Raw genomic sequence first — 10,516 nt, forward strand, 5'->3', positions numbered from 1 at the left:
TCGGAAGAGCTGTCGCGCGGCTATATCGGCGTGGGCTCGCTCGGCACGCGGTCTGAAATCGCGGCCGAACTGATCATCGCAGGCGGGACGGACGCCCAAAAAGAAAAATGGCTCCCGCGGATCGCCAGCGCCGAGACCTTGCCCACAGCCGTCTTCACGGAACCGAACACCGGCTCTGACCTTGGTTCTTTGCGCACGCGCGCGGTGAAAGATGGCGACGATTATAAGATAACTGGCAATAAAACCTGGATCACGCACGCGGCTCGGACCCATGTGATGACGCTGCTGGCGCGCACGGATCCGCAGACGTCGAACTACAAGGGCCTGTCGATGTTCTTGGCCGAGAAAACGCCGGGCGACGACGCGAATCCTTTCCCTTCCGAAGGCATGACCGGCGGCGAGATCGAAGTGCTCGGCTATCGCGGCATGAAGGAATACGAGCTCGGTTTCGACGGCTTCCACGTCAAAGGTGAAAACCTGTTGGGCGGCGAAGAGGGCAAAGGGTTCAAACAGTTGATGGAAACCTTTGAAAGCGCGCGCATCCAGACAGCCGCGCGTGCCATCGGGGTCGCGCAATCCGCACTCGACATTTCGATGCAATACGCGATTGATCGTAAGCAGTTCGGCAAGTCTCTCATCAACTTCCCTCGCGTGTCGTCCAAACTGGCGATGATGGCGGTCGAAATCATGATCGCCCGCCAGCTCACCTATTTCTCGGCGTTTGAAAAAGACGAAGGCCGGCGCTGTGATGTCGAAGCGGGCATGGCCAAACTGCTCGGCGCACGGGTCGCTTGGGCCGCGGCTGACAATGGCTTGCAGATCCATGGCGGCAACGGTTTTGCACTCGAATACAAAATCAGCCGTGTCCTATGTGACGCACGTATCCTCAACATTTTCGAAGGCGCGGCAGAGATTCAGGCGCAGGTCATCTCGCGCCGTTTGCTCGGATGAAGTTCGGGCAGCCTGACGCGTGAAATCGTCGGGCTGCCTATCCGGACCCCATGATCAAGCTGACCTCCCTCTTTCTGGCCATAGCCCTGACAACCCAGTGCAGTCAGGACGAAACTCTGCGGGCGTATGGGGCCGCCGATCGCCTATGGCGCTTGCAAGAACTAAACGGGGTCCCGTTCTCAGCAAACACACAGATGTCCTTTCCAGAAAAAGAACAGGTTACCGTTCAAGGCCCCTGCAATCGGATGTCCGGCACTAACAAGCTGCCCTACCCCTGGTTTTCTTTCACGCTCATATCCTCCACCAAAAAGGCATGTCCTGATCTCAGCCAAGAAAACATTGTTATCGACGCGCTCAACAACGCCACCCTCGTCGAGATTCTGAATGACGTCATGATTCTGTCTAACACCGAGAACCTTAATATGGTGTTTCGCGCCGTCGACTAAATGCCTCGACGTAGCGCGCGCGCGCCTCGGGTAGGGGCTTGTCCCCTAGATCGCGCGCCAGATGCCGCTCTAGGAAATATCCCGTGATTTTGAACGCCAGCGCAATATCTGCATCGCTTGCATCCCCTTCCCCACGTAAAACGGGCGACAATGGCAGCATTTTATCAACCCACTCCCCCGCCCCTTCTCGGGTCACAGCACGCCCCGTTTTCGGAGATACAAAGACCAGCCCGCTGGTCCGTCCGGTCACCGCACAGGCGCTCAGATCAAGCCCATAGCCAAGCTCGTCTAACAGGCTGATTTCCCATTGAAGATAGGCCAATGGCCACAGATCCCCCTGCCCCAATAGATCCAGAAGCGCTTCAGTTCGACGATATAATGGCGGATGCGCTTCGCGTTCGGGCAATGCAAAGGCAAGCAGCCCCGTCACCGCATTCAACCCCGCAAGGCTCAGCCGATCATGCATTGCCAATGCGGCGCGGCTGCGTACGGGCTCTACAGTAAACGCGCCGATATGATCCTCAAGCCGCGCGCGCCATGCGATGTCTAACTGCGCACCCGGTTGGAGAATTGGGGCAATCTTGCGACTGGTACCGCCGCGCACGATCCCGGCGTGGCGGCCGCGCTCGGGGGTGAACACCTCGATGATGGCCGATGTCTCACCATGGCGGCGCGCGCTGAGCAAAATGCCTTGATCGCGCCATTCCATCAGTTCAGCCCATCCTCATGCAGCAGATGCCGACCCTGCCTGTCTTCTACCTCGATCACCCATAGGTCCGGATCAAAACTGCGCTGTCGGCTGATCGACGCATCAACCTCCGGCTCCTGCCCACTTGTCATTTCGACCCAGGTCCGCTCACCACTGATCAAATCGAAACTTTTCTGAAAAAGCTGTGCATTTCCATCGAGCGTTGCGAGCTTCACCAGAACAGCGCCGCCGGTGTCATCCCCATGCGCGACCACGAACGCGGGAATGTCATAGACCCGCAGCCGCGCCAGATAGGCATCGACCCAGAACCGCGCGGTCAGCCGGGCCATGACAGCCCCGTCGTTCCAAATGGTGTAAAATCCTCCCCGAAGGGTCGGGCCGCACCAGATCTAGACATTGCCGTCTTTGAACTCCAACCCCATCTCGGAGTAGCGCTCCGCCTCGTCCAGCCAGTTCGGGCGCACTTTGACCTGCAAAAACAGGTGCACTTTCCGCCCGAGAAATTCTTCAAGCTCCTCGCGAGAGGCTTTGCTGACCGCCTTGATCGTCTCGCCCTTGCTGCCAAGCACGATCCCCTTGTGACCGTCGCGCACCACATAGATCAACTGATCCACCCGCGCAGACCCGTCTTTACGCTCTTCCCAGTTCTCCGTCTCGACCGTCAGCTGATAGGGCAGCTCCTGATGCAGACGCAGGGTCAGCTTCTCGCGGGTCATTTCGGCGGCGATCATGCGCATGGGCAGATCGGCGATCTGGTCTTCGGGATAGAGCCACGGCCCCTCGGGCAATTCGCCCGCCAGCCAGTGGCGCAACGTATCCACACCATGCCCCCGCTCGGCCGAAATCATGAATGTTTCGGCAAAATCATAGCGGTCGTTCATCTCTTTGCTCAGCCCCAACAGGACCGGTGCCTCGACACGGTCGATCTTGTTGATCGCAAGCGCGACCTTGCGCCCCTGACCGATGTCAGCGAGGCCCTCCAGGATACGTTCGACCCCTTCGGTGATCCCGCGGTTGGCCTCGATCAGCAGAATGACAACATCCGCATCGGCAGCGCCCCCCCAAGCCGCGGCCACCATGGCGCGGTCCAGACGACGACGGGGCTGGAACAGCCCGGGCGTATCCACGAACACAAGCTGGCTTTCCCCTTCTATCGCGACCCCACGAATACGGGCGCGTGTGGTCTGTACCTTATGGGTCACGATCGACACTTTCGCGCCGACCATGCGGTTCAGCAACGTCGATTTGCCCGCGTTGGGCTCGCCGATCAGGGCGATAAATCCGGCGCGCGTGGTCATGAGGGTCTCTCCAATTGGGCCAAGAGCGTCTTGGCAGCGGCCTGTTCGGCCTGACGTTTCGATGGGGCGGACGCGACGGCGCTGGCCCCGTTTTCAATCCGGGCGGTGATGGTAAACACCGGGGCGTGGTCTGGCCCCTGCCGGTCGGTCTGAACATAGGCGGGGGGCGGCAAGCCGCGCGCTTGCGCCCATTCTTGCAGCGCGGTCTTGGCGTCGCGGGCGTCTTGCTTGACCTGCATCACGCGGTCACCCCACAATCGCAGGATCAACGCTTTGGCCTCGTCAAATCCGCCATCCAGATAGACAGCCGCGATGATAGCCTCGATCGCGTCCCCCAACAACGCCTGCTTGCGGCGGCCGCCGGACAACATCTCTGACCGGCCAAGCTTCAGCACAGCGCCCATGTCGATCTCGCGCGCGACCTCCGCGCAGGCTTCCTTGCGCACCAATGCGTTGAACCGCGGGGCCAGCTGCCCTTCGGTTGCGGCCGGGTCAAGTTTCAGCAGCGCTTCGGCCATCACCAGCCCCAGAACGCGATCCCCCAGAAACTCGAGCCGCTGGTTGTCGTCACGATTGGCCGACGACATAGAGGCATGGGTCACCGCGCGGTTCAACAGCTCCGGCTTGGCAAAGTGGTACCCGATGCGGCCTTCAAAGGCCCGGAGATCAGCATTTAACTTCACTTGATCGCCTTAAAGAAACGATCGCTGCGCCATGTCCAGAAGAACAACATCGACCGACCGGCCGAACTGAACATGATCCGGTCCGCGCGACCGATCAGGTTTTCGTACGGCACGAAACCGACGCCACCGGCCTGCTGTGCCAGACGGCTATCGGCAGAGTTGTCGCGGTTGTCACCCATGAAAAAGTAATGCCCTTCTGGCACCGTGTAGACACCGGTATTGTCCGACGCCTGATTACCAATGTTCAGGATCGCATGTTCGACCCCGTTAGGGAGCACTTCGATCTGACGCGATTTTTCACATACACCACCGGCACCGACGGCACCGTTCTCGCAACGCGGACGCATGCCCTGCGGGCCTTGACGGTCCATCACCTCTTCGAAGACACCATCGTCACGCAGTTCGACCGCCGTGCCATTGATGCTGACCACACCGTCGGTGATCTGAACCTTGTCCCCCGGCAAGCCGATCAGACGCTTGATGTAATCGCGACCAGACACGGGATGACGGAAGACCACCACATCGCCCCGCTCGGGCTCTGACCCGAACAAACGCGTGTTGTCGCCGTCAAACACACCGCAGACGTCTTTCGCGTCGACCTCAATGCCGAACCGCGGCATCATCACGCTGGGACAGGAGGCGTAGGAATAGCCATAGGCCATTTTGTTTACGAACAGGAAATCCCCGATCAACAACGTCTCTTTCATCGACCCCGAAGGGATCCAGAAAGGCTGGAAAAACAGGGTCCGAAAGACCCCTGCGATCAACAGCGCATAGACGATTGTTTTGATGGTTTCGACAAAGGCGTTGCCGGTTTTTTCTTTGGCGGCCATTTTGGCGCTCCTGTTCATGCGTTCGAGCGTTACATGCGGGTGCCATTGACGCAAGTCAAGCAACCCTGCCCCCGATCCACCGACCGAATGGGCCATGATCTGCCGTTAGGTCTGAATACCTGCCTTGGGGCGGGCTTCGATGACGACAAAGGCCTGCGCCCAAGGGTGGTCATCTGTCAGCGTGACGTGAATGATCGCCTCGTGGCCGTCGGGTGTCATCTTGGCCAAACGCTCCGCCGCCCAGCCGGTGACCTCCATCACAGGCTGGCCGGTGCGCAGGTTGCTCACCGCCATGTCGCGCCAAGCGATCCCCATGCGCAGACCGGTGCCAAGCGCCTTTGAACATGCCTCTTTCGCGGCCCAGCGTTTGGCGTAGGTGCCCGCGACATCACGGCGACGTTCGGCCTTTAGCTGTTCGACCTCGGTGAACACACGATTGCGGAAACGGTCGCCAAAGCGGTCCAGCGTGCCTTGAATCCGTTCGATATTCGCGAGGTCGGTGCCGATGCCCAAAATCATGCCGCGCCCTCAGCCCTTGCGGGCGTCATCCATCAGGCGGCGCATCTCGGCGATGGCGGGGCCGAGGCCCAGAAAGATCGCCTCGCCAATCAGAAAATGCCCGATGTTCAGCTCTTGCACCTCGGGGAAAGCTGCGACGGGGCTGACGGTATCATAGGTCAGGCCGTGGCCCGCGTGCACCTCAAGCCCCAGACTATGGGCGAATTTTGACATCTCTTCGAGCTTTTGCAGCTCCTTTTGTGCTTCCTCCCAATGCCCTTCGGCATAGGCGTCGCAATAGGCACCGGTGTGCAGTTCGATCACCTCTGCCCCGATGCGGTTCGCCGCCTCGATCTGGCGCTGATCGGCGGCGATGAAGATGCTGACGCGGCTGCCCGCTTCGCGCAGAGGCGCGATGAAATGCGCCAGCCGGTTTTCCTCGCGTGCGACTTCAAGCCCGCCTTCGGTTGTCCGCTCTTCGCGTTTTTCCGGCACGATGCAGACGGCATGGGGTTTGTGGCGCAGGGCGATGGCCTGCATCTCTTCCGTGGCGGCCATCTCGAAGTTGAGCGGCACGTTCAACACCTCTTGCAGCCCTTCGATATCCGCATCGGTGATGTGGCGTCGATCCTCGCGCAGGTGCGCGGTGATGCCATCAGCGCCTGCCTCTTGCGCGGCGCGGGCTGCGCGCAGCGGGTCCGGATAGGCACCGCCGCGCGCATTCCGCACAGTCGCCACGTGGTCAATATTTACGCCCAGCCGAAGCTTACCTTGTGCCGCCATGGTCTTTCCCCTCCAGAGCCGCCTGCTCTGCCTTGCGTTTCGCCTCTGCCTTGGCCGAGGCTTTCTTTTTCAACAAATCGAACTTGGCCTTGATCGCGCCTTTGCGCCGCTTTTGATAGGCCCGCAGCAAGGGCACGGCCAGATAATAGGCGATCGTGGCGCAGATCATGCCGGGCACGATGCCCCCGATCAGATACGGATAGAACACCTGATGCCAGAAGACCTCAAGCCCCGACCAATCCATGTCGCGGCTGGTAAAGATCGCCACAAAGTTGGCCAACAAGTCGTGACCGGCGTCAAAGAATTTGCCCCCGAAGGACCGATGCTCTCCCGTCCGCATGTGGGAACCGAGAATCCAATGCCCCATGGACAGCGACGACAACCCGATCGGGACATAGGTCAGCGGGTTGCCAAAAAACGTCCCCATCAATGCGGCCAGCAGATTGCCCCGCATGACACGCGATACCAGCGCCGCCACGATAAAATGCATGCCGTAGAAGGGCGTAAACGTGGTAAAAACACCGGCCCAGATGCCACGCGCAATGCGTTCGGGCGTATCGGGCAAGCGGCGCATCCGGTGTTTGACATAGTGAAACGCCCGCGTCCAACCACCCCGAGGCCACATGAATTCAGCCATCGCGCGCACTGTCGGCTTTGGATCGCGGCGTTTGAAAATCAACAGTTCGTCCTTGGGTCAGTGCAGTCCGGGCGGATCATGCGTCTTTGGTACCTGCCTTGAACAAGTCGGGATTCCGGTATCGGCTGATCTCGGCGACTTCGCTCTCGGCCTCCAACATCGGGATCAAAGAATGCAGATGCGCAATGTCTCGCAGCTCTACGTAGATCAACAACCGATAAAAGTCAGGCTTGCGGTCCAAAAATTCCAGATCCGCGATATTGGCAGAGGATTGGCCGATGAGCGTACAAATCCGCCCCAGCACGCCCGCCCCATTGCCGATGGTCAGATCCAGTGTCGCCCCATAGATCGCGGGATGTGGCCCGTCGTGCCAACGCAGGTCCAGCCAGCGTTCGGGCTGGTCCTCGTAATGCGACAGACGCTCGCAATCGATGGTGTGGATTTTGACGCCCTGCCCACGGAAGGTGATGCCGACAATGCGTTCCCCCGGCAGCGCTTGACAACAAGGCGACCGGTCAAAGGATTGCCCCGCTTCCAGCCCCACCACCGCGCGCTTGCGGTCGACATGTTCGCCGGGTTTGGGGCGCAGGTTGGGATAGACGGCCTGCACCACCTCTTGGCCCGTCAGTTCGGCAGAGCCAAGCTGCGCCAAAAGCTCCTCCGCGCTGGAGAGGCGCAGGTTGCGCGCCGCGGTGCGCAGCACTTTCTCCGTCGCCGATTTATTCATCTGCTCGAAGGCAGAGCGGGCAAGTTCGCGCCCGAGGCTGACAAAGCGCGCGCGATCCAGTTCACGCAGCGACCGACGGATCGCCGTCTTGGCCTTGCCCGTCGTTGCGATATCCAGCCATGTCGCCTGCGGTGTCTGACCTTGGGCGGTAATAATCTCGATCGACTGGCCGTTTTTCACCCGCGTCCACAAAGGCACGCGCATCCCGTCGATCTTGGCACCGACGCAGGCAGACCCGATTCGCGTGTGGATCGCATAGGCGAAATCAATCGGCGTCGCCCCACGCGGCAGCTTGACCACCTCGCCCTTGGGGGTAAAGCAGAACACCTGATCGGCGTACATCTCAAGCTTGACCGCCTCGAGGAAATCTTCGTGATCCTCCTCTGAATCGAGCTGCTCTGTCAGTTGCGCGACCCATTTGACCGGATCAACAGCAAAGGGGTTCCGCGACCGCACGCCGTCACGATAGGACCAATGCGCCGCCACACCGGATTCAGCGACATCATGCATCTGCCGCGTTCTGATCTGCACCTCGACCCGTTTGCCGTCACGGCCAGAGACGGTGGTATGGATCGAACGGTAACCGTTCGTCTTGGGCTGGCTGATATAATCCTTGAACCGGCCCGGCACGGCCCGCCAGCGCCGATGGATGGTGCCAAGCGCGCGATAACATTCATCCTCCGAGGTGGTGATAACGCGGAAACCGTAAATATCCGATAAACGGGAAAAGGATTGCTGCTTTTCCTGCATCTTGCGCCAGATCGAATACGGTTTTTTCGCCCGCCCAAAGACTTCGGCCTCGATCCCGGCTTTCTCAAGCTCGTGCCGCATGTCGCCGGTGATTCGCTGGATGACATCGCCCGTTTCGCGCTGAAGGGTGATAAAGCGCCGGATGATCGACTGCCGCCCTTCGGGGTTGAGCACGCGAAAGGCCAGATCCTCGAGCTCTTCGCGCATCCATTGCATCCCCATACGCCCCGCAAGGGGCGCATAGATATCCATTGTTTCACGTGCTTTCTGGATCTGCTTGTCAGGGCGCATCGACTTGATCGTGCGCATATTATGCAGCCGATCCGCCAACTTAACCAAAATAACCCGCAGATCTTTCGACATTGCCATGAACAGCTTGCGAAAGTTCTCGGCCTGTTTTGTCTCGTTGGAATTCAGTTGCAGGTTGGTCAGCTTGGTCACGCCATCGACCAGTTCAGCGACATCATGTCCGAACTTTTCATCGACGCTGCTATAAGACGCTTTCGTGTCCTCGATCGTGTCGTGCAGCAATGCGGTGATGATGGTCGCGTCATCCAGCTGCTGTTCGGTCAAAATAGCCGCGACAGAGACCGGATGCGTGAAATAGGGCTCTCCGGAATGGCGGAACTGGCCCTCGTGCATCTGCTGGCCATAGTCATAGGCCAGCCTGATCTGATTTTCGTTCGTCTTAGGGTTATAGGCGCGCACAAGCGCGATAAGGTCGTCAGCCGTAATGTCGGCGGTATTCATACCTGTCCTGCCTATAAGCCCCGAAGGGCGCGGGCCTTAGCCCTGCCCTTGTGCCGCCATCAACTGCCGCAGCAGCATTTCTTCGGACATGCTGTCCTCTTCGGGCTTATCTTGCTCAGCCCCCATAAGAAGCGCCATTGCGTCCTCTTCGGGTTCATCAACCTCGATCTGGTTCTGGTTGCTTTCGATCAGACGCTCGCGCAGCTCATCGGCCGATTGGGTTTCATCCGCAATCTCGCGCAGAGACACGACAGGGTTTTTGTCGTTATCGCGATCAACAGTAACCGTAGAACCTGCCGCAATTTCACGCGCACGATGCGCGGCAAGCATGACAAGCTCGAACCGGTTTGGCACTTTATCTACACAATCTTCGACAGTGACGCGGGCCATGGGGATGCTCCAATCATGAATGCTGCAAGAAGCCGACTATTTAGAAGCCATCGGCGGAATTTACAAGGGCCTATTCCAGCGGCCACACCCCCTTTTTATCTGCCTCTGGCAGGTCATTCAACATCTCGCGAACGGTTTTGCCGATCAGGGGGTGACACCAGTCCGGCGCGATGTCCGCCAGCGGCACCAAAACAAAGGCACGATCCTGAAGCCGCGGGTGCGGCAGGATCAGCTGGTCAGGCGCTTTGACCATCTGCTGTTCAAGCGGAATCTCCCGCCAATCGGTCTGCGTCTGTACATCCGGCAACACCACATCCCCCATCGCGATCAGATCCAGATCGACCGTCCGAGGGGCCCAACGGCTTTGCCGCTCGCGCCCCAGCTCTGCTTCGACGGCATGAAGAATAGCTAAAACTTGATCCGCCCCCCCCTCTACCCTTATACTAGCGGTTGTATTTACGAAATTCGGACCCGACCCCGCAGGAAACGCATAGGTTGAGTAAAACGGGCTAAGAGCGACAACCCGCACGCCCATACCAGCCATAATATCAAGGGCCCGTCGCAGAGTTTCTGCCGGCCCTCCCGCAACTGATGATTGATTGCTCCCGAGGGCGATCAGCGCGCACTTGCCGATTTCACCCCCCTTGGGGTCAGGGATGGCCAATGTCTTCACTTGCTGCCTCTCGAAAAAACCTTAGTTAGTATTGTATTCATAGTCGGAAACTAAATTTGAAACATTTCGTTTTATAGCGGCTCTACACGACGCAAATTTCCGAACGACGTGTATTAGGAAGGCACTTCATGTTCTACAAGGACGAACGGCTCGCTTTATTCATCGACGGCTCCAACCTTTACGCAGCGGCCAAGAACCTGGGTTTTGACATTGATTACAAGCTACTGCGGCAGGAGTTCATGCGCCGCGGCAAACTGCTGCGTGCCTTTTACTACACCGCTTTGCTGGAAAATGACGAATACTCCCCCATACGCCCGCTGGTCGACTGGCTGAACTATAACGGGTTCTCCATGGTGACCAAACCAGCCAAGGAATACACCGACAGCAT

General features: G+C 59.0%; 14 protein-coding genes. 3 read left to right on the forward strand and 11 right to left on the reverse strand.

Going from position 1 to position 10,516, the window contains the following annotated elements; all coding sequences use genetic code 11:
• The coding region (locus B3849_RS00595; protein WP_286779692.1) for an acyl-CoA dehydrogenase family protein at nucleotides 1-951 on the forward strand (951 nt) is incomplete at its 5' end.
• 50 nt (nucleotides 952-1,001) lie between these two features.
• Nucleotides 1,002-1,397 (forward strand): META domain-containing protein, encoded by a 396-nt coding sequence (locus tag B3849_RS00600; RefSeq protein WP_278424391.1) that lies wholly within the window; start codon nucleotides 1,002-1,004, stop codon nucleotides 1,395-1,397.
• Here B3849_RS00600 and recO read toward each other — a convergent pair.
• The 11 genes from recO to folK form a co-directional block, all read right to left on the reverse strand.
• Nucleotides 1,369-2,106 carry a DNA repair protein RecO gene (recO, locus tag B3849_RS00605; RefSeq protein WP_278424393.1) on the reverse strand — a complete coding sequence of 246 codons (738 nt, stop codon included), beginning with the start codon at nucleotides 2,104-2,106 and terminating at the stop codon, nucleotides 1,369-1,371. The genes B3849_RS00600 and recO overlap by 29 nt on opposite strands.
• On the reverse strand, nucleotides 2,106-2,435 hold the full coding sequence (locus B3849_RS00610) for a DUF1491 family protein (protein WP_278424395.1): 330 nt from the start codon (nucleotides 2,433-2,435) through the stop codon (nucleotides 2,106-2,108). The genes recO and B3849_RS00610 overlap by 1 nt, the downstream gene beginning before the upstream one ends.
• 60 nt (nucleotides 2,436-2,495) lie before the next feature.
• Complete coding sequence (gene era / locus B3849_RS00615) at nucleotides 2,496-3,404, reverse strand: GTPase Era (RefSeq protein ID WP_286779693.1); 909 nt, start codon at nucleotides 3,402-3,404, stop codon at nucleotides 2,496-2,498.
• The gene (gene rnc / locus B3849_RS00620; protein ID WP_005849933.1) at nucleotides 3,401-4,087 is read right to left on the reverse strand and encodes a ribonuclease III; all 687 of its coding nucleotides are present in this window, start codon (nucleotides 4,085-4,087) and stop codon (nucleotides 3,401-3,403) included. Before rnc ends, era begins: the two co-directional genes overlap by 4 nt.
• Complete coding sequence (gene lepB / locus B3849_RS00625) at nucleotides 4,084-4,920, reverse strand: signal peptidase I (RefSeq protein ID WP_005849934.1); 837 nt, start codon at nucleotides 4,918-4,920, stop codon at nucleotides 4,084-4,086. The genes rnc and lepB overlap by 4 nt, the downstream gene beginning before the upstream one ends.
• A 105-nt stretch (nucleotides 4,921-5,025) precedes the next feature.
• Nucleotides 5,026-5,439, reverse strand: a complete 414-nt coding sequence (acpS, locus tag B3849_RS00630) for a holo-ACP synthase (RefSeq protein WP_005849935.1) — start codon at nucleotides 5,437-5,439, stop codon at nucleotides 5,026-5,028.
• Nucleotides 5,440-5,448: 9 nt separating this feature from the next.
• Nucleotides 5,449-6,201, reverse strand: coding sequence for a pyridoxine 5'-phosphate synthase (locus B3849_RS00635; RefSeq protein WP_037941285.1), 753 nt, complete (start codon nucleotides 6,199-6,201; stop codon nucleotides 5,449-5,451).
• A complete protein-coding gene (locus B3849_RS00640) occupies nucleotides 6,185-6,880 on the reverse strand; it encodes a DUF2062 domain-containing protein (protein ID WP_005849937.1) in 696 nt (231 codons plus the stop codon). The genes B3849_RS00635 and B3849_RS00640 overlap by 17 nt, the downstream gene beginning before the upstream one ends.
• Before the next feature lie 34 nt (nucleotides 6,881-6,914).
• Nucleotides 6,915-9,065: a RelA/SpoT family protein gene (locus tag B3849_RS00645; RefSeq protein ID WP_278375861.1), complete on the reverse strand. Its 2,151-nt coding sequence runs from the start codon at nucleotides 9,063-9,065 to the stop codon at nucleotides 6,915-6,917.
• A gap of 36 nt (nucleotides 9,066-9,101) precedes the next feature.
• Nucleotides 9,102-9,455: a DNA-directed RNA polymerase subunit omega gene (gene rpoZ, locus B3849_RS00650; RefSeq protein WP_005849941.1), complete on the reverse strand. Its 354-nt coding sequence runs from the start codon at nucleotides 9,453-9,455 to the stop codon at nucleotides 9,102-9,104.
• Between the two features lie 70 nt (nucleotides 9,456-9,525).
• Nucleotides 9,526-10,128 carry a 2-amino-4-hydroxy-6-hydroxymethyldihydropteridine diphosphokinase gene (gene folK, locus B3849_RS00655; protein ID WP_340251511.1) on the reverse strand — a complete coding sequence of 201 codons (603 nt, stop codon included), beginning with the start codon at nucleotides 10,126-10,128 and terminating at the stop codon, nucleotides 9,526-9,528.
• 128 nt (nucleotides 10,129-10,256) lie between these two features.
• Here folK and B3849_RS00660 point away from each other — a divergent pair.
• On the forward strand, nucleotides 10,257-10,516 hold a 260-nt coding region (locus B3849_RS00660), incomplete at its 3' end, for an NYN domain-containing protein (RefSeq protein WP_286779694.1).

Source organism: Sulfitobacter sp. UBA4523 (genome assembly GCF_002388305.1).
In the GTDB taxonomy this organism is placed as follows: Bacteria; Pseudomonadota; Alphaproteobacteria; order Rhodobacterales; family Rhodobacteraceae; genus Sulfitobacter; species Sulfitobacter pontiacus.

What these genes read in the sequence shown, in the direction of transcription:
- B3849_RS00600 (WP_278424391.1), top strand. Translation starts at nt 1,002, where the DNA reads ATGATCAAGCTGACCTCCCTCTTTCTGGCCATAGCCCTGACAACCCAG.
- recO (WP_278424393.1), bottom strand. Translation starts at nt 2,106, where the DNA reads ATGGAATGGCGCGATCAAGGCATTTTGCTCAGCGCGCGCCGCCATGGT.
- B3849_RS00610 (WP_278424395.1), bottom strand. Translation starts at nt 2,435, where the DNA reads ATGGCCCGGCTGACCGCGCGGTTCTGGGTCGATGCCTATCTGGCGCGG.
- era (WP_286779693.1), bottom strand. Translation starts at nt 3,404, where the DNA reads ATGACCACGCGCGCCGGATTTATCGCCCTGATCGGCGAGCCCAACGCG.
- lepB (WP_005849934.1), bottom strand. Translation starts at nt 4,920, where the DNA reads ATGGCCGCCAAAGAAAAAACCGGCAACGCCTTTGTCGAAACCATCAAA.
- acpS (WP_005849935.1), bottom strand. Translation starts at nt 5,439, where the DNA reads ATGATTTTGGGCATCGGCACCGACCTCGCGAATATCGAACGGATTCAA.
- B3849_RS00635 (WP_037941285.1), bottom strand. Translation starts at nt 6,201, where the DNA reads ATGGCGGCACAAGGTAAGCTTCGGCTGGGCGTAAATATTGACCACGTG.
- B3849_RS00645 (WP_278375861.1), bottom strand. Translation starts at nt 9,065, where the DNA reads ATGAATACCGCCGACATTACGGCTGACGACCTTATCGCGCTTGTGCGC.
- rpoZ (WP_005849941.1), bottom strand. Translation starts at nt 9,455, where the DNA reads ATGGCCCGCGTCACTGTCGAAGATTGTGTAGATAAAGTGCCAAACCGG.